Source organism: Microbispora rosea (assembly GCF_900156315.1).
In the GTDB taxonomy this organism is placed as follows: domain Bacteria; phylum Actinomycetota; class Actinomycetes; order Streptosporangiales; family Streptosporangiaceae; genus Microbispora; species Microbispora rosea.
Window position 1 is genome coordinate 125,267 of record NZ_FTNI01000024.1, and the last position, 17,683, is coordinate 142,949.

The 17,683-nt window shown below is 69.7% G+C and carries 19 protein-coding genes; 8 read left to right on the forward strand and 11 right to left on the reverse strand.

Annotation, left to right across the window (positions count from 1 at the left end; all coding sequences use genetic code 11):
* Nucleotides 1-96: 96 nt before the first annotated feature.
* Nucleotides 97-1,284, reverse strand: coding sequence for a GDSL-type esterase/lipase family protein (locus BXA11_RS29290; protein ID WP_204053999.1), 1,188 nt, complete (start codon nucleotides 1,282-1,284; stop codon nucleotides 97-99).
* Nucleotides 1,285-1,303: 19 nt separating this feature from the next.
* Nucleotides 1,304-1,873: a TetR/AcrR family transcriptional regulator gene (locus BXA11_RS29295; protein ID WP_076439729.1), complete on the reverse strand. Its 570-nt coding sequence runs from the start codon at nucleotides 1,871-1,873 to the stop codon at nucleotides 1,304-1,306.
* Nucleotides 1,874-1,998: 125 nt separating this feature from the next.
* Between BXA11_RS29295 and BXA11_RS29300 the strand changes: the two genes are divergently transcribed.
* Nucleotides 1,999-2,337 carry a PadR family transcriptional regulator gene (locus BXA11_RS29300; RefSeq protein WP_231514017.1) on the forward strand — a complete coding sequence of 113 codons (339 nt, stop codon included), beginning with the start codon at nucleotides 1,999-2,001 and terminating at the stop codon, nucleotides 2,335-2,337.
* The gene (locus BXA11_RS29305; protein ID WP_076439731.1) at nucleotides 2,334-3,443 is read left to right on the forward strand and encodes a hypothetical protein; all 1,110 of its coding nucleotides are present in this window, start codon (nucleotides 2,334-2,336) and stop codon (nucleotides 3,441-3,443) included. The genes BXA11_RS29300 and BXA11_RS29305 overlap by 4 nt, the downstream gene beginning before the upstream one ends.
* A gap of 88 nt (nucleotides 3,444-3,531) precedes the next feature.
* Here BXA11_RS29305 and BXA11_RS29310 read toward each other — a convergent pair whose 3' ends face one another.
* The 3 genes from BXA11_RS29310 to BXA11_RS29320 form a co-directional block, all read right to left on the reverse strand.
* Nucleotides 3,532-5,091, reverse strand: a complete 1,560-nt coding sequence (locus tag BXA11_RS29310; protein ID WP_076439733.1) for an alpha-L-arabinofuranosidase B — start codon at nucleotides 5,089-5,091, stop codon at nucleotides 3,532-3,534.
* Nucleotides 5,092-5,742: 651 nt separating this feature from the next.
* Nucleotides 5,743-5,958: a DUF6000 family protein gene (locus BXA11_RS29315; protein ID WP_239105255.1), complete on the reverse strand. Its 216-nt coding sequence runs from the start codon at nucleotides 5,956-5,958 to the stop codon at nucleotides 5,743-5,745.
* Between the two features lie 215 nt (nucleotides 5,959-6,173).
* Nucleotides 6,174-7,085, reverse strand: coding sequence for a PrsW family intramembrane metalloprotease (locus tag BXA11_RS29320; RefSeq protein ID WP_159454855.1), 912 nt, complete (start codon nucleotides 7,083-7,085; stop codon nucleotides 6,174-6,176).
* 124 nt (nucleotides 7,086-7,209) lie between these two features.
* On the opposite strand from BXA11_RS29320, the gene BXA11_RS29325 reads away from it, so the two are divergent.
* Nucleotides 7,210-7,929 carry a helix-turn-helix domain-containing protein gene (locus BXA11_RS29325; protein ID WP_076439740.1) on the forward strand — a complete coding sequence of 240 codons (720 nt, stop codon included), beginning with the start codon at nucleotides 7,210-7,212 and terminating at the stop codon, nucleotides 7,927-7,929.
* 267 nt (nucleotides 7,930-8,196) lie between these two features.
* On the opposite strand, the gene BXA11_RS29330 is transcribed toward BXA11_RS29325, so the two are convergent.
* Nucleotides 8,197-8,946, reverse strand: coding sequence for an aminoglycoside 3'-phosphotransferase (locus BXA11_RS29330; RefSeq protein ID WP_076439778.1), 750 nt, complete (start codon nucleotides 8,944-8,946; stop codon nucleotides 8,197-8,199).
* Between BXA11_RS29330 and BXA11_RS42465 the strand changes: the two genes are divergently transcribed.
* The gene (locus tag BXA11_RS42465) at nucleotides 8,945-9,157 is read left to right on the forward strand and encodes a hypothetical protein (RefSeq protein ID WP_143734577.1); all 213 of its coding nucleotides are present in this window, start codon (nucleotides 8,945-8,947) and stop codon (nucleotides 9,155-9,157) included. The two genes, BXA11_RS29330 and BXA11_RS42465, sit on opposite strands and share 2 nt — an antisense overlap.
* Before the next feature lie 102 nt (nucleotides 9,158-9,259).
* A complete protein-coding gene (locus BXA11_RS29335) occupies nucleotides 9,260-9,709 on the forward strand; it encodes a DNA-binding protein (RefSeq protein ID WP_076439742.1) in 450 nt (149 codons plus the stop codon).
* Nucleotides 9,710-9,737: 28 nt separating this feature from the next.
* Here the strand turns inward: BXA11_RS29335 and BXA11_RS29340 are convergent, their stop codons facing one another.
* From BXA11_RS29340 to BXA11_RS29355, 4 genes are read right to left on the reverse strand one after another with little or no spacing between them, the layout of a single operon-like run.
* The gene (locus tag BXA11_RS29340) at nucleotides 9,738-10,646 is read right to left on the reverse strand and encodes a 5-oxoprolinase subunit C family protein (RefSeq protein WP_076439744.1); all 909 of its coding nucleotides are present in this window, start codon (nucleotides 10,644-10,646) and stop codon (nucleotides 9,738-9,740) included.
* Complete coding sequence (locus tag BXA11_RS29345; RefSeq protein WP_076439746.1) at nucleotides 10,643-11,257, reverse strand: 5-oxoprolinase subunit B family protein; 615 nt, start codon at nucleotides 11,255-11,257, stop codon at nucleotides 10,643-10,645. The genes BXA11_RS29340 and BXA11_RS29345 overlap by 4 nt, the downstream gene beginning before the upstream one ends.
* A complete protein-coding gene (locus BXA11_RS29350) occupies nucleotides 11,254-12,036 on the reverse strand; it encodes a LamB/YcsF family protein (RefSeq protein ID WP_076439748.1) in 783 nt (260 codons plus the stop codon). Before BXA11_RS29350 ends, BXA11_RS29345 begins: the two co-directional genes overlap by 4 nt.
* 1 nt (nucleotide 12,037) lies before the next feature.
* Nucleotides 12,038-13,279, reverse strand: coding sequence for an NRAMP family divalent metal transporter (locus BXA11_RS29355; RefSeq protein ID WP_076439750.1), 1,242 nt, complete (start codon nucleotides 13,277-13,279; stop codon nucleotides 12,038-12,040).
* 207 nt (nucleotides 13,280-13,486) lie between these two features.
* Here BXA11_RS29355 and BXA11_RS29360 point away from each other — a divergent pair, with 207 nt between their 5' ends.
* Nucleotides 13,487-13,849, forward strand: coding sequence for an FCD domain-containing protein (locus BXA11_RS29360; protein WP_076439752.1), 363 nt, complete (start codon nucleotides 13,487-13,489; stop codon nucleotides 13,847-13,849).
* Nucleotides 13,850-14,461: 612 nt separating this feature from the next.
* A complete protein-coding gene (locus BXA11_RS29365) occupies nucleotides 14,462-16,006 on the forward strand; it encodes a hypothetical protein (RefSeq protein ID WP_143734578.1) in 1,545 nt (514 codons plus the stop codon).
* A gap of 127 nt (nucleotides 16,007-16,133) precedes the next feature.
* Here BXA11_RS29365 and BXA11_RS29370 read toward each other — a convergent pair whose 3' ends face one another.
* Nucleotides 16,134-16,568 (reverse strand): ester cyclase, encoded by a 435-nt coding sequence (locus BXA11_RS29370; protein ID WP_076439754.1) that lies wholly within the window; start codon nucleotides 16,566-16,568, stop codon nucleotides 16,134-16,136.
* Between the two features lie 786 nt (nucleotides 16,569-17,354).
* Between BXA11_RS29370 and BXA11_RS29375 the strand changes: the two genes are divergently transcribed.
* Nucleotides 17,355-17,683, forward strand: a 329-nt coding sequence (locus BXA11_RS29375) for a glycoside hydrolase family 11 protein (protein ID WP_167769282.1), incomplete at its 3' end; no start/stop codon positions are given.

The window sequence follows — 17,683 nt, forward strand, 5'->3', positions numbered from 1 at the left end:
GACCCTACTTCCCGGCACACCGCGGCCTACCGTAACAGCACATTTCCGGCCGGGCACATCAGGCTCTCACCCGGTGGCCCGATCGGGCGCGGTCAGTCAGGCGGCCGTGACGGCGAACGGGCCCCCGGCGCCGAACACGAGCCGGGCGAAGTTCTCGCCGATGCGGCGATGCCCGGCGGGGTCGGGGTGCACCTCGTCGGGCAGCGGCAGTTCCGCGTAGTCCGCCTCGCCGTAAAGGTCGCGGCCGTCGAGGTAGTGCAGGTTCGGGTCGTCGGCCGCCCGCTGCCGCACGATCCGGGCGAGCTCGTCGCGGACGATGTTGAGCGTCAGCCGCCCGGCGGCGCGCTCGGCCGGGTCGCCCGTGGCCTTGAACCGCACGGTCCCGCCCCCGAAGTCGGGTGCGAGCGGGCCGGGGGTGTCCTCCTGGACCGGGCACAGGATGGAGGACACGACCAGCAGCGGCGTGGCCGGGTGTCCCTCGCGGACCGTGTCGAGGAAGCCGTGGACCGCAGGAGTGAACGCGCGCAGGCGCATCACGTCGCCGTTGACGATGTTGATGCCGATCTTGACGCTGATCAGGTCGGCGGGGGTGTCCCGCATCGTGCGGGCGGTGAACGGGTCGAGCATCGCGCTGCCGCCGAACCCCAGGTTGATCAGCTCCACTCCGCCCCGGGCGGCGGCCAGGGCGGGCCAGACGGCGGTCGGGTGGGCGGCGTTGGAGCCGTGGCTGATGGAGCTGCCGTGGTGCAGCCACACCCTGCGCCCGCTGTCCGGCGCCGGCTCGATCGGGGCGTCGGTGCGCAGGGCGATCAGCTCGGTGATCTCCGTATGCGGCAGCCAGACCTCGACGTCCTTGTCACGCGCGGGCAGATCGGCGAACCGGGCGGTTCCGGCTGGTCCTTCCCGGAGCTCGACCGACTGGGTGGCCATGTCGATGACGCGGACGTTGCCGCCGCTCACGGTCGCCTGGGCCGTGAGGCGGCCGTCGACGAGCAGGTCGTAGACGCCGTCCGCCGGGGCGGGCAGGCCCCGGTAGGCCCGCTTGGTGGGCAGCGCGTCCAGCTCGACGGTGGTCGCCCGGGTCCGGAACGCCAGCCGTACGCCGGACGGCTGGGCCTCGGCCATGGCCAGTTGCCCGTCGGGGATCTGCCGGCGAGCCCAGGCGGGCAGCCGATGCGGCAGCAGGCCGTGCGCGGTGCGTTCCACGTCGAGGGCGCCGCGCAGGATGTCCGCGGTGACGGGTGTGGTGAAGGGTGTGGTGATCGGGTCGTGCTCGATGCTCATCGCCTCAGCCTGTTCGTGATCAGGGCGTGGTCCGGTTGCGCAGCAGGGTGTCGAGGGAGTCCACGATCCAGGACCAGGACTCGTCCGGGTCGACGGGCGTGTGACTGAAGCCTCCGCTCAGCTCCAGGTCGACGTAGCCGTGGAAGACGCCGCCCAGCATCCGGACCGCGTGTGTCTGGTCCGGCTCCGCGATGTCGTAGCCGCGCAGGATGGCCCGCGTCATCTGGGCGTGCCTGACGCCGGCGCTGGCGGCCGCCGTCTCGGGGTCGAGCCTGAACCGGGCGGCTGCGTAGCGGCCGGGATGCTCCCTGGCGTAGTCGCGGTAGGCGGCCGCGAAGGCGGCCAGGGCGTCCTTGCCGGCGCGACCGGCCAGCGCGTCCGCGACCCGGTCGGCGAGTTCCTCCAGCGCCAGCAGGGCGATCCCGGTCTTGAGGTCCTGGGAGCTCTTCAGATGCGAGTACAGGCTCGCGACCTTGACACCGAACCGCCGGGCCAGCGCCGAGATCGTCACATGCTCGAAGCCGACCTCGTCGGCCAGTTCCGCCCCCGCCCTGATCAGGCGTTCCGTGGTCAGCCCTGCGCGTGCCATGACCCTCTCCCTGCGTCGCCTTCACGCATTATGTAATTGCCTAATCCTTTTAGGCAAATCGTGGATGTTCTCCTGTTGATGTGAGGTGCACTTGAATATCATGTCTGGCGATATATCCTGGGGACGTGACAGCACGGGCGATGACGGAACCGGCGTTCCTCGTTCTCACCGCACTCGTCGACGAGCCGCGGCACGGCTACGGCATCGCGCAGGAGGTCGAGCGGCTCTCCGGAGGGCGTGTCCAACTCAAGATCGGCACCCTGTACGGCGTGCTGGACCGGCTCGCCGCCGACGGGTTCGTGGAGGCGGACCGCGAGGAGGTGCGGCAGGGACGGCTGCGCCGCTACTACCGGCTGACCGACGAAGGGGCGCGGGCGCTTGAGGAGGAGGCCGTACGGCTGGCCGACAACGCGCGCCGCGCCGTCGAGCGGCTGCGACTCAGGCAGGCGGGAGGGCTGGCATGAGCGAGCGCGTCGGCAGACGAAGCGTGCTCGAGGAGCGCTACCGGCGGTGGCTGCGGCTGCTGCCGGGGTCCTATCGGGCCGAGCGCGAGGAGGAGATGGTCGCGGCCTTCATGGAAGGCGCCCGGCGCGAGCCGGCCGGACACGACGACCAGCGTCCGCGCCTCCTGGAGGTCGCCAGCGTGGCCGCGCTCGCGCTGCGGCTGCGGCTGGGCGGTCCGGGGTCTCCACCCGGGGCCTACCTGTGGGGCGAGGCGGTCCGACTGGCCGCCCTGCTCGGCCTCGTCTTCTGGACGATGATCGCGGGCCTGTACGCCGGGCAGGCGGTGCTGACGTACGGCATCCCCGTGGACGCCCTGCCCGACGGTGTCATGGGCATCGGCGATCCCGGGTCCCCCGAGCGTGCGCGGCTCGTGCTGGCCGACCTGACGCCCCTGCTGTGGGCGGCCGGCCTCGGCGCGCTCGTGCGAGGCCGTGTCCGTATCGCCAAAGCGGCGGCCATCGCGGCTCTGGTCGTGCCGTACGTGCTGGTGCCGCCGTTCCTGGAATGGGACAGCGCGTTGGGATGGGACGGCGCGGTGCGCTGGGCCTGCGCGGCCCTGCCTGCCGTGGTCCCGGCGCTGGCGCTGGTGATCGGGTTCCATCGCGACGCCCCGCCGCCCCGCCTGCCCACGCGGCGGGCCCTGCTCCTGCTCGCGCTCCCGATCGCCGCGGGCCTGCTGCTCTCGGTGGTCGTCGGGGTGCTCGGGGCGGCGACGCGGGCGGAGACCGTCTCCGCGGAGCTCCTCATTCCGGCCTGGATGTGGCTCGACACGACCGGCCTCGCGTGCGTGTCGCTGACCGCGATCGCGGTGTGGTGCGCGCTCCGGTACCGGACGCCGGGGCGACCCGCCGCGCCCGTGGCCCTGGCGGGGGCGATCCTGACCGTGCCCGCCGTGCTCGCCCGCGCAGGCACGATGCCCCCGGGCGCGACCGGCGTCACGGGCCTCAGCGCGACCCTGCAACTGGCCGTGCTCGTGGCGAGCGGGATCACGCTCGCCGTCATCGGCGCACGCGGGATGCGGGCGGCGGAGGCAGGCCTCACCGAGGTGCGGGGGCGGCCCGGATGACGCTCCTGGCATGAGCGTGGCCACAGCGTGGCCAGAGGGGGAAGCCGCCCCCGGTGACCCGGGGGCGGCTTCGCTCACGACGGAGGGCTCATGCCCAGGGCTGGGAGACGACCCAGCTCACGTCGTTGCTCCACTGGGTGGCGTTGTCGAAGGCGTTCGAGCCGCCGTTGCTGGCGATGTAGACGGTGTTGTTGTAGTGCCGCAGGAACCGGGCCGGGAAGTTGTAGGAGGCGAACGACGTGCCCTGGCCGTTCTTGCCCGCCTGCGGGCAGAAGGTGGCGTCCTGCGCGAACTGCGAGCTGCCGTCGTCGCGCTGCCGGTAGAGCTGGTAGTAGCTGTGCCGCAGGTAGTCGCCGGGGTAGTTCCTCGACTCGAACGACACGCACGAGCTGTTGGCCAGGCCGCTGCGCACGATCCAGGTGGCGTCGCTCTTGTCCAGGGTTGAGCTGGACGAGGTGATCACGGACGTGATGGCGTTGTCGTTCTGGTGCCGGATGTAGCGGTCGGTGTAGCCGGGCGTGGTGGCGCGCAGCGAGATCGCCGAACCGGGGGTGAGCGTGCCGTTCTGGCCGCCGCCCGTCGTCGTGGAGTATCCGGCGGCGACGACGTTGGCCTGCACCGCGTTCTCGGTCGCGTCGGACGGGTAACCGGACGTCATCACGCCCTCGTAGAAGGTGCCGCGGGCGCCGACGCTGTTGTCGCCGCCGATGCCGAGGATGATGGCGCCTTCCTTCTTCATCGGGTTGTAGCCCGCGACGTTGGGCCGCACCCCGTTGTAGAAGGTCGAGAGGCTGCCCGACTGGGCGTTGCCGCCGCGGATGGCCCAGTGGTTGGGCTCGCCCTTGACGATGGCGGTGAGGAACCGGTGGCTGATGCTCGGGTCGCCCGCGTTGTAGTGCTGGTTCACGCCGGAGAACAGGCCGTTCTCCAGGTCGGCCATGATCCAGGGGCCGTTGCCCGCGCCGTAGCCCCAGACCTTGATGTTGCCGAAGTAGATGGCCTCCATCGTGCCGTTGCCGTTGTCGCGGCTGTTGGTCTCGGCGTTGCCGTAGTCGAAGCAGCAGCCGCCGTTGTAATGGGTGCCGTCGAAGATGGCGTACATGCCCTCCGGCTGGTCGCCCTTGGCGACGCCGTTGGTGTTGTTGTTGCGGTAGCCGGTGCCGGGGGCCACGTAGACGCCGTAGGCCTTCTGCCCGCCGACCGTGACCGGCGCCGCGGTCGCCACCGCGAGGTTGTCATAGCCGCCCGCGGCCGGGCCGGAGAACCCGCCGGGGGGCGCCTGGGTGAGGCGGTTGTTGCGGCCGGACTGGTCGTAGATGATCGTGATCAGGCAGGTGGTGTTCGCGCAGAACGAGTCCTGCGCGGCGGCGTTGGCGACGCCGCCCGCGCTCAGCACGCCGATGTCGCGGGTGGCGTTGTCCGAGGAACGGCGCACCTGGTAGAGCGGGCCGTTGTAGTTGCCGTACAGAGCGCGGGTCGTGCTGTGCGCCGCCACGCACGGCGTGCCGCCGGCGGCGTAGATGTCACACGGCCCCTGCGTGGCGGCCTCCGACGGTGCGGAAAGGCCGGCCAGGAGGCCGGCGGCGAGCGTGATCGCCGCGCCCGCAGACAGTGCCGCCCTCTTCAGATGCCCTAATCGGAAAATCATGAGGCTTTCGTGCCTTCCTCGTGGGGGGTGCCGAGTGCCGATGTGATGTTAGCGCTAACAATTGCAGCTGTGGGCCCGCCGCCTCACAGTCGTGCATTGGGGGTCGGTGCGCTTAGTTTTGGCGTCCGGCCCGTCTCCGTCAAGGCCCTAATTCGGCCTGGAGGGCGTTCACGCGCGCCGTGCGAATCTCGCCGGCGGCCGACTCCCGAGGTGAGGGACCGCGCCCCGTCTGGGGCGATCTCTTTCACATCGCTCCTGTTCAGTGGAGGTTCAGCTATGCCCGGGATGCGCTTGGATGTGCGGTCCCGGCCGGTCGCGCCGGCCTGCACGGGAAAGTCGTGAAAGTTTCAGGACCGGTGCACGCGCGCCGTCGTTCGACCTTTTCCGGCTCTTGACGGGCATGCCGTAATAGCCCACAGTGACGGAAGACGCCCGCCGCACCCGTCGCCCGCAGGCGTCATATCGTGTCGTTTCCGGCCCGAATGGCCGGGCCAAAATGTTATGGCTAACAATCACGGTGACCCGGCCGCGCCGGGGTTTCCGCATGGCGATCCGGTGGCGGGCGTGGCCTGATTCGTGGTGACGGGCGAGAGCGACCTGCGCTTGCTGCTGCGCGCGATGCGGCCGCGCTCAACCCGGGCCGCTACGTTTTCACCACCGTCGACGCGAGATTCCCGCCGGTGCCGGTCCGGTCGTCACGGTCGCCGAGGAGGAGGGCCGGTAGACGGCGGGGTTCAGGCGGGAAAACGCGGAGGCGTGCCACAGACCGGTGGTGAGGAACCGGTCGGCGTGGCTGGTGCCGAGGCGGTCGTCCAGGCGAAGGAGCGCGCCGATGACGCAGTGCTGGTCGTAGTAGCAATCGGTCATGGGCACCAGCGGCTCCCCGGCGGCACACTTCGCGTGCATGAGGAAACGCAGGTGCAGTCCGCGACAAGCGCGGCGTAGGCCTCGCGCGGCGTCTTTGTCCACCAGGCCGGCCTGCTTCACCGCGATCGGGTGCCGTGGCCGGCCTCGGCGAACGCGGCCCTTCCCCGGGCAGCCCCAGGGCTCAGGTACGGCCGGCGCTTCGGGTCGTGAGTGCCTCAAGCATGTCTGCTCTCGCTGCGGCCGTCGCGGGCCAGCGCCGGCAGGGCGGCGGCGATCATCTTGGCCTCGCGCTTGCGTAGCACCAGTGCCAGGACCAGCATCGTGAGGAACACCGGCACCATGACGGCTCCGTAGATCTTGTAGATCAGGAACGGATCGCTCCCGGCGAGCCCCGCCCAATCCCATGCGCCGTGCAGGACGATCGCGACGAGCAGCCCCGCGAGGGTGAGTCCGACGCGTGCGCCTCGGCTGCGCTTGTTCGCGGCCGCGGCGATGCCGAGTCCGAACACGGCGACCATGAGCGGGTGGAAGAACGGCACCATCACCACGCGCAGGAAGAAACTGGCCCCGAGCAGGGCGATGGCATCGACGTTGGACGCGTCCGACGCGGCGAAGGTCGTGATGATGCGGCCGAAGTAGAGGATGTTCTCCGTGAAGGAGAACCCCGCGCCGACGAGTCCGGCGTAGACGACGCCGTCGAGCAGGCCGGTGATCTGCCTGCGGCGGTAGATCAGCAGCAACACCAGGAACAGGCCCTTGAGGATCTCCTCGGTGACAGGGGTGATCACCAGCGGGCGGAACCACGCGCCGAAGTCCGTGCCCATGGTGGTGTCGACGACGGCCTGGAGTCCTTGCTGCGACCAGATCGAGCAGAACGCCGCGAACGACGCTCCCCATGCGAACGCCGACACCAGGCGGCGCGGACGCTCAGGCTCCCAGCGGTTGAGCCAGAGGAACGCGCCTACAACCGGAAGGGTGACCAGGGCGGAAAGCGGCAGACCGGCGGCCACCCCGTCCACACCGATCTGCGTGGCCACCCAGAGAACGGAGAGGAGCCACACGGCTCCCGCCGACACGGGCCAGAGAGTCCACGCGCGGCTGCGCGTGCGGCTCGTCGATGTTCGCATTGCTGTGTTCCTTCGTCGGTACCTCGACGCCGCGGTGTGCGGTCGCTGGTCCAGGGGACACTGTGCCGTTGCGGCATACTCAAGTCGGCTGGTCGTGAGACGTGGGGAGGGGGAGGGGGCCGGCATGAGCTGGAGCACGCGGGAAGTCGCGCAACTCGCCGGGACGACCCTGCGTACGGTCCGGCACTATCACGAGATCGGCCTGCTCGACGAACCGGAGCGACTGTCGAACGGCTACAAGGTCTACCGCGCCGAGCACCTCGTGCGGCTGCTACAGATCCGCCGTCTCACCGGGCTCGGCTTCTCGCTCGCCGCGATCGCGGCGATGGAGGACGAACCGGAGCAACTCGACGAGACCCTGCACGCCGTGGACGCCGAACTCGCCGCCACGATCGCACGGCTGGAGGAAGCGAGAGCGGAGATCGCGAAGCTGCGGGATCGGCCGGTACCGACCGACCTGCCCTTCGGCATCTCGGCCGCGGCGACCGACGCGCGGCTGTCGCAAGCCGACCGGTCGCTGTTCGCCGTGCTCTCCCAGGTGGTCGGCGATGACAACACCCCGCACTGGCAGGCGCTCCTGCGGGACTTCGAGCGAGATGACGTGACCGACGAGTTCGACGCGCTCCCGCCGGATGCCGACGAGGAGACCCGCGAGCGACTCGCGCGACACATTCTCCCGCAGATGATCGTCCTGAACGGGAAGCACCCGGCGCCGCCCCGCACCGTCGAGCACGCGGCGACCGGTCAGCAGGCGGCGACCGCCGCGGTGATCAACGCCGTGCTCGATCTCTACAACCCGGCACAGCTCGACGTGCTCACACGCATCTGGAAACAGCTGGGCTGATCCCAGGCCATCGATCGCCCTGACGATCGCCTCGCGCCGCCGGAGCCATATCGGGGGGCCGGCGGTGTGTGAGCGGCTCCGTCTTCTTCTCCTGCATCCGTTCGGTGATGCTCCGCCACGGGCCCGACGTGAACCCCGAGGGCGGCTCCTTCAGGGGGTGCGACCAGCCCCGAGCGACATCCTGATACCGCTGCACAGCCAGCCGCATCGAATTGCCCTGCTATCCCCCGGACCAGGAGAAGAATCAGGACAAGGGAGAGTAGCGGTTCACGCCAGGTCCCACAGCAGCCGGTAGTAGGCGATGCGCTCGGGGTCGGGGGCGACGCCGTACGCGTCGTACACGACGCCGTCGTATCCCGGGCCGTAGTTCCACTCCGTGCTCCAGGCGGCGACCGCGAGGTCGGCCCACCGGTCGGCCACGCCCAGCGAGCCGAGGTCGACGTGCCCGGCGAACGTCCCGTCGTCGTGCAGCAGGGTGTTGGGAGCGCAGGCGTCGCCGTGGCAGACGACGAGGCGGTCGACTGCGGGCGGCTCGCCGAGACGCTGCCGGGCCGCCTCGTCGCGACCGCGGAGCCGCCGCTCGACGCCCCAGTCGTATGGGCACTCCTGCACGGGCAGGGTGTCGTGGAGCAGGCGAAGCCCCCGGCCGATCGCCGCCGCGGCGGTGGCGGGATCGGCGGTCCAGCGCGGGTCCACCGCCGAGCGGCCGGGAAGCGCCGCCGTGACGAGCCAGGCGCCGTCCGCGTTCGATCCCCACGCCGGCGCCCGAGGAACGGCGGCCCACCGCCCGGCCCACTTCAGGCGCTCCGCCTCGCCGGGCAGGTTGATCTCCGGGGTGCCGGCGGCGACCCACTTGACGTACCTTGTGCCGCCGTTCGCGTCCTCCAGCCGGAATGTCAGGCCGCCGAGCTGGTTGCGCCACACCGGAGTGACGGTGTCGCCCGCGGCGAGTTCGGCGACGGCGCCGGGCACGGCCACCGGCCCGGCCGGGATCGAGGCGAGGGGGGGCCGGCTCATGACCACCATTCTCCTTCGCAACGGCCTGCCGTACGCGTTCCTGCGCCACCCCTTCTACAGCGACGCGTTCGTCCCCCGGGTCGTCGGCGACGGTGAGATCACCAGCAGCACCGGCGGGCGGGGCCTGAACACGGCGTTCCGGTCGAGACGGCGGCGAACGTGCTGCCGACGGCTACGCCGGCCTCGGCCGGACATAGTCCGCGCGAATTGAGCGCGGCGATCGCGCGGGAGTTGCGGGTCACGCCGCCATTTGAACGAGATGTTCACAACAGTACGTTGACAATGAAGAGTTGTGGCTACATCCTTGGGCGGTATGAGACCGACCGCCGAGCAGCCCCTCGATCCGTTCACGTCTCCGCGTCCGGAGGCGGCGCGCGCGCAGCGCGTCCACGCGTCGTTGTTCCGTATCGCCGAGCGGCACGCCACCACCGACGAGCAACGCGGCCGGCAGGTCCACCCCTTGGTGATGGGCCCCCACGAAGCCGTCAGACTCGTGTCGTTCCTGCTGAGCGGGGCCGCGCAGCTCGATGACGGCGAGCCGGAGGTGGACCAGGCCGACATCACGGCCGCCTTGACTCTTGTCCCCCAGGCCCGGGCCGAGATGGACGAGTTGGAGGCCGCGCTCCTCCGGATGGCGCGGGGGCGCGGCATGACGTGGCAGGAGATCGCCTTCGGCCTAGGGCTCGGCACCCCGCAGGCCGCCAGGCAGCGTTACGAACGGCTGGTGGACCGCACCGCGATCGACTTCGACGAAGGCCGGTAGGAGGCTCCGGGAAAGCCGCCTCCCTCGGTCAGCGCATAGTCGCCCGTCGAGCCAACCGGAATCGAATGCGCTGCCCGGGGCGGGCCTGCGCTGCCCGTCCGATCTCGTCGTCACGTAGGACCGCGATGACGGGATATCCGCCGGTCACGGGGTGATCGGCTAGGAAGAGCGTCGGCTGGCCGGACGGCGGCACCTGCAGTGCGCCGGGGACCATACCCTCGCTCGGCAGTTCGCCGCCCCGCGCGCGTTCGAGGCGTGGCCCGCGCAGCCGCATGCCGATCCGGTCGCTCTGCGGGGTGACCTCGTACGGCTCGGCGCACAGGGCCGCCAGCGCCTCCGGTCTGAACCAGTCGTGGCGTGGTCCCGGCACGGCCGCCAGGACGAGATCCCCCGACTCGGGTTCGGGCACCGGGGCGAGATCGACAGCAGGGAACTCCACTGGGGGCGGCCCCACTGGTAGCAGTGCTCCGGGCGCCGGACGTTCCGGACCGAGGCCGGAGAGCAGGTCGGTGGCCCGTGACCCCAGCACCTTCGGGACGTCAAGGCCGCCGCGGACGGCGAGGTAGGTGCGCAGCCCGCGGGGCGGCACACCGAGCCGCAGTGTGGCCCCGTCCGGCAGGCGCTCGACCGACGCGTGCCCGACGCCGCGCACGCGTCCCCGGGCGTCGGTGACGGTGGCGGGACAGGGCGCTCCGGTAAGCGCCACGAGCAGATCACCGCTCGCGCGCACCAGCAGCCCGCCCAACGTGATCTCCAGGCCGGCCGCACCCTCAGGATTGGCCAGCAGGCGGTTGGCCAGTCGTAGAGCACCGCGGTCCGCCGCGCCGGAACGCCCGACGCCGAGATGGCTGTGGCTGCGCCGCCCCAGGTCTTGCACTGTGGTGAGAGGGCCGGTGGCCAGCACCAGCAGCGCCCGGCCCGCCTCCGGCACGCTCACGACGCCTCCGCGAACCGTACGCGCACGCCCGGGCGCAGCAGGGCGGGCGGGTCGGCCGCGATGTCCCACACCACGGTCTCGGTGCGCCCGATCAGCTGCCAGCCGCCTGGGGACTCGCGCGGGTAGACGCCGCTGAACTCTCCGGCGAGCGCCACGGCGCCGGTCGGCACGCGTACGCGCGACTCCGTCCGCCGGGGCACGGCCAGCCGGGGGTCGCCGCCGACCAGATAGCCGAAGCCGGGGGCGAACCCGCAGAAGGCGACCGTCCAGACCGTCCCGGTGTGCGCCGCCACCACCTCGCGTTCGGTGAGCCCGGTCAGCCGGGCCACGTCGGCGAGGTCGTCGCCGTCGTACACCACCGGGATCACCACCTCCTCGGTCGTCACGCGGCGGCCTCCGGCCGGTCGTGCGGCCAGGACGGCGGACTCCACCTCGGCGTGGCGCGTCGGCGGCTCGAACCGGACGAGCAGCGTACGCGCCGCGGGGACGAGGTCGACGATTCCGGGCGGGGTGTCGGCCGCGAGGGCGTCGTAGAGGGCGACCACCTCCTCGAGACGGTCGAGCTCCACCAGGACCGCGTGGTCGCCGCAGCGGTGCAGCCGCGCAGTCACCCATTCCCCTCGACGAACGGTGCCGGGGCGATGCCGTTCGCTTTGAGCGCCTCACTTACCTCGAAGGCCATGGCGACGGCGCCGGGGCTGTCGCCGTGCACGCAGATCGAGTCCGCCGTGATGGTGAGCGGTGTCCCGTCGACGGCCTCGATCGGCTGGCCTCTGGCCATGCGTACGCTCCGCTCGGCGACTTGGCGAGGGTCGTGCAGGACTGCGCCGGTCACGTTGCGCGGCACGAGGGTGCCCTCGGGCGTGTAGGCACGGTCGGCGAAGCATTCCGCGATGGTCTTGAGGCCGGCCGCGTCTGCCTGGCGCAGCCACGCCGAGCCGGGGAGGCCGAGCACCGGCAGACCGGAGTCGTAGGAACGCACGGCCGCGACGACCGCCGCGGCCTGCGCCTCGTGGTGGACGATCGCGTTGTAGAGCGCGCCATGCGGCTTGACGTATCTCACCCTGGTGCCCGCCACCCGCGCGAAGGCGTCCAGCGCCCCGATCTGGTAGATGATGTCGTCGGCGAGTTCGCCGGGCCGCACATCGATGAAGCGCCGCCCGAAGCCCGCCAGGTCGCGGTAGCCGACCTGGGCGCCGATCACCACACCGCGCGCGGCCGCGGTCTCGCAGGTGCGCCGCATGATCGCCGGATCTCCCGCGTGGAACCCGCAGGCGACGTTGGCGCTGGTGACGATCGACAGCAGCGCCTCGTCGTCGCCGAGCGTCCACCGGCCGAAGCCCTCACCTAAGTCGGAGTTGAGATCGATGCGCGCGGTGTGGTGAGACACGTCAGCTCCAGAGTACGGTGATCCCGCTGAGGGAGTTCCAGCCGAGGTAGATGGTCAGCGCCCAGGCCAGCACGCCGATGCCGATGAGCCAGACCGGGTAGCGGTACCCGCCCATGAGATCGCGCCGGCGCGCCGCGACCCAGAGGATCACGGCGAGACCGACGGGGAGAATGAGGCCGTTGAGCGCCCCCGCGAGGATCAGGAGATTGGCCGGCGCCTTGCCGAGGAGTTCGAAGATCGCGGCCGAGACCAGGATGAAGCCCACCGTGATCCATGAGCGGTAGCGGTCCAGCCACGGCGAGAGACTGGCGAGGAACGAGACCGACGTGTAGGAGGCGCCGATGACGGAGGTGATGGCCGCGGCCCACAAAACGATTCCGAACAGCCTCAGGCCAAGCTGACCTGCGGCGGCCTGGAAGATGTCACCGGCCGGGTTCGTCGAGTCGGCGGCGAGATGAAACCCGCCGGCCACCACTCCGAGCACGGCGAGGAAGAGGATCACCCGCATGACTCCGGTGACGAGGATGCCGGTGACCGAGCCGCGGGTGATCTGTCTGGTGTTCTCCGGCCCGGTCACGCCCGCATCGATGAGACGGTGCGCGCCCGCGTACGTGATGTAACCACCCACTGTGCCGCCGATCAGCGTAGTGATGGCGAGGAAGTCGACCGAATCGGGCAGGACGGTCTGCCGGAGAGCCTCGCCCACCGGCGGCCCGGAAACGATCGCCACGTACAGCGTCAGCGCCACCATCACGACGCCGAGGACGACGACGATCCGGTCGATGGCCACCCCGGCCCGCCTGCTGAGGAAGATGGCGATGGCGATCAGGGCGGACAGGGCACCGCCGATCTTGACGTCGACCCCCGCGAGGGCGTTCAGGCCGAGCGCGGTGCCGCCGATGTTGCCGACATTGAAGACCAGGCCGCCGAAGGCCACGAGGACGGCCAGCAGGTACCCCGCGCCGGGCAGCACTCGATTGCCCAGTGTCTGGGCGCGCATACCACTGATACCGATCACCCGCCAGACGTTCAGCTGGACGGCGATGTCGACAAGGATCGAGGCGAGGATCGCGAACGCGAACGCCGCCCCGAGCCGCGCCGTGAACGTCGTCGTCTGAGTGATGAAGCCGGGGCCGATGGCGCTAGTGGCCATGAGGAACATCGCGCCGAACAGGGCGACGCGCCGGTCTCGGCCTTTTGCGCCCTCAGGTGAGGCCGCCTGGGTGTTGGGGAGTCGCTTCATAGGGGGTCTCCTTTGCTCACCTGAGCGTGAAGCTATGGATTGTTCAACAATCCAGCAACCCCCTTCCATGTAACTTTTGCGCTACAACCGATCATGTAGTGCGGTGATTCGGGGGTGAGAAGTTCCATCTGCCCTGCTGCCGCGGCCTTCGGGCGAACCCGTCGCGGTCTAGGCTGGGCTGGATTCGGCGGTCGAAAAGGGGCTGGGATGACGGCGGCTGACTGGGCTGAACGGCTGAGCACGGCTCGGCCGCTGCTCGATCGGGCCAGCACCGCGGAACTGGTCGCCGACGTCCTGCGGGAGAACGTCGTCCTGGAGACGGCGAGCGTGCGGGCCGCCGGCGCGGCCCCCCCTGAAGCGCGGCAGGAGGTCCGGCACGTCGACGAGGGCCAGAGGGTCGCCGACGTGGGCGACTGGGTGGCCGTCGGCACCGCCAACATGCGCTTCCATCGCGCGATCGCCGCGTTGCTCGCCAGTCCGCGCGTGGATGAGACCATGGCGCGCCTGCTCGCCGAACTGCGATTGGCGTTCCATGTGATGGGCGAGCTCAGGACCTTCCACGAGCCCTGACGTATCGCCGCGATCGCGGCCGACCTACTGGCGGCCGCCGGCCTGACCGGTCCACCGGTCGGCGCCGAGCGGGCCGTGGAAACGTGACCGGCCGTCTGCCCGTCTGGCGGTGACCTTGCCGCCTCACCGGCGAACTCGTTGGGGTCTGGTGTGACGGCGTCATCAGGCGAAGTGCTCACGGTCTCGCCCCGCGCGCCCTTGGCCGGCCGGCCGCTACGTCCACCGGCGCCCCGTCCTCGCTGCGGACCCAGACGTCCCCCGACTGGAAGTACGTCGCCCTTTTCGCCCTCTTGACGGATTGTTCGACAATTTCCTAAAGTCGGGCCGTCTTCGAGTCCCGGTATCCCACACGAGCGAACCAACCCCAGCCGCTCACCCGGAACGGCCATCCGATGAGGGCGGGGAGTTGGCGCCCTGACCTCCGCCGTGGAACCCCAGCGGCGCAGACGGCAAGGGCGTAGACCTCTACTTACGCAACGGCCCCGACCTCGACGAGGCGCGCAGCGGACGACTGCCGTTTCGAGATTGAACCCCCAGGGCGGAATGCCATCGCATTACTGCCGTACCCACTGTCGGCCTGCGGGGCTTTCGCTTCCACACGGGCAGAACGACTTGCGCAAGGAAGTAGATGAGGAGAAAGCGGTCAGGATGAAAACCCCCCCGTCCATTGCCGGCATTGGCGCGCTTGCCCTGGTGCTCGCCACCACGGCGGCCTTCGCGACATCAACCCCCGCGTCCGCGAACGCATCCGGTTGTCTCGACCCGAGCGCGCCGCTGTCAGTCGAAGAAAACCGGCTGAGCTTCGCCCTTCCCGACAACGACGACCCCGCCCTTCTGCAGTCGAAGCCCTTCGCCCAGCAAATGATCGAGGGCGGTGGTTTTAAGGACTTCGCCCCGAAACTCATCAACAAGCTCTGCCACACCGGAAACCTCGCAGCGGCGACGACTCTGGCGAAGGAGGAAGGCCGGCACCTGTGGCGGGAGGCCGTACGTCGCGCCCAGAACAAGGGCAAGATCGACGGCAGCCTCCCGTACAGTGACGACCGGCCGCTCTATTGGACCCGCCTCCAGTCGACCGCGGCGCTGCGCCAGTGGACGCCGCGGTTCGATCTCGCCGGCGAGGACCGAACCGCCCTCATCACCACCTTCGACCGGGCCTCTCGGGGGATGTTCGACATCGACTTCCCCGCAGGCAAGGGTGTGGTGCGGGTGATCAGCAGCGGCTTCGACCCGTACACGCTTGACGGCGGAACCGTCGGCACGGCCCCCGGCTCGGTCGGCAACAACATCCGGCACGGCAACCCGTCCGGCGCGACCGCCCTGTCGCTCGACGGCACCACGTACAAGACCAAGGACGGCAAGACCGCCTACATCGAGGCGTACACCCTCCCTGTCAATTATCCCGAGTTCGAACAGGGCTACCTGGAAGACACCGTGGGGCCGTTCATGAAGGACGGCCCCCGTCAGGTGGACGCCTCCATCACGGTGAGCCAGGCCGGTGGTTCGGTGTTCAACCTCGAACAGTGGAACGGCCGCTACCACGGCGTTTCACTCGGCAACGACAATTTCCGGCCGTGCGCGGCGGTCAACGGTACGCCCCAACTGGCCGTCGACAACCACGGCTGCAATGCGAAGGTAGTGGACCGGTGGGGCGGGCCGACCGAGTTCAGCCTGACCGATCCGCCACAGTGGACTTCGGCCACGTTGCCTATCGCCGAGATGATCAAGGCCAATACCGGAGCATCGGTCTCGCGGCCTCCGGGGGACACCTGGCCGGACACCTCGGTCGCCTTCGGCGTCGTCTGGCACACCAACTACACCGAGTTTCCCGACTGCAATTCGCCGGAGCGGGTGACCCGTAACAACCCGCCGCCGAACGAGTTCCCGCCTCCCACGGCGCCCATTCCGCCCGATCCGGAATCGTGCTCCTACAGTGGCGGCGGCGGCAACTATCTGTCCAACGAGAGCGCGTACCGCAACACGCTGCTGCGCGACCGGATGGGTCTCAGCATTCCTGCGGGACACATCCACACCCCGGACATGCAGCACTTCGAGACGCCGTTCAACCCCAGCGACGCGACCTTCAACGCATGGCGGCAGGCGATCGTCGCACAGGGGAAGAACCTCATCCACGTCGTCGCCGACAGCGTCAGCTAGACCGGCGACCCCGTTCTTTGACGCCCCGGCCGGCGCCGGCCGGGGCGTCGAACTGCTGAGAGAATCGTCCGCGCAGGTCACCGTCATGCGGGCCTCGACAACCAGATGCTCGCGTTGAGAGGAGTGATCAGTCGACCGTCGCCGCTACGCGGGGCAGGCCAAGCTGGCTGCACAACTCCAGCTGATCGTAATACACCTGGTGTGTGATGACCCTGTCGTGCTCGACGTGAGCCACACAGCAACCGCGAACGGCGATCTGACGGTAGGACCCTTCCAGGTAGCGCCCGCATGGGAGAAGAAAGGGCCCCGTATGGGTGCCGGTGAGCATCCATTCGGTGACGGCGGGGTCGCTGAAGGTCGCCTTGTACCAGGGTGTCAGGCGGGCATCGGGGAAAGCGGCGAGCAGCTGTTCGTAGACGGTGACGATCTGCTCCAGTCCTTCCGCCACGCCTTCTGGACCGATCCAGACGGCGCTCGCACTGTAGTACAGGCCCAGTTGGCCCAGGTTGTGGTCGTTGAACGTTTGAAAAAGCTGATCTCTGACGTCGTAAGCAGTGGACATGCAACCGCCCGCCCCTTGCCGCGCGCTTCAGTGGCACCGCGTGCTTGACATCGTGATTCGACAGATTGGGCAAGCATAGCTCAAGTGGACGCAATCGTCCACTCTCGTGTCACTGCCGCGGCGATCCGACCAGGCGCGAGCATCTGCCGGCGGCCGGTCGTCGATCCAAGCGTCGACCTATGAATGGCGTTGAATATCGCCTCGTAGTCAAGATCTGAGCCCATCATCCCACCTCAGTGCCAGGTAGGATTGATTGGACGCACTAGTCCAATATCGTCTGCCCGGCGGCTGTACGATCAGGCGCGAGAACCCTGCCGTCGCCGGTCGTCATCGGAAGCGTCGGCCCATCGCACCGACGAGCGGGCCGGCGAGGCGGTGGCCGTGCTGGAGGACCTCGCGCGACGCTCCGCCTGACACCGGGCGCCGCCTGGACCGATGCCGGCCTGGTCGGCGGGTGTGGCGGGCGACGGGTGGCGGCGGGCCGGCCGGGCTGAAACTTTCAAGCACGTTGACCTGCTGTTCTGACTGTGCGCCGAAATCCGCGCTGACCAAACGCGCGCCTGCGACCAGCGCAAATGACGAACCCCCTCATTCTAAGGTTTCGGCGGCGTTACAGGAATCGTTGACAACCGAACTAGCGCGCCCGATACTTTCGTCAACGCTCCGATAACTTTCGGAGGCGTACGGCAGTCGTCGCGCGATGGCCGCCACCCCGCCCGCTTGTGAGCCCCGCCGAGTTGCCGTACGCCGTCTGCCCCCGTCAGCCTTCTCGAGGAGGAAGCGCGCATGATCGATGCCCCCGCTCATTGGTTAGGCCGCAGACGCGGCCGCGTCAGGGTGTTCATCGCCCGGGTCTGCGCCGTGGCGCTGGCCGCGGCCGTGGCGCTGCTGCCCGGCGTCGCCCACGCCGCCGTCACCACGAACCAGACCGGCACCAACAACGGATACTTCTATTCGTTCTGGACCGACAGCCAGGGCACGGTCTCCATGGACTTGGGGTCCGGCGGAAACTACAGCACCTCCTGGCGCAACACCGGCAACTTCGTCGCCGGCAAGGGCTGGAACCCCGGCGGGCGCCGGACGGTGACCTACTCGGGCAGCTTCAACCCCTCGGG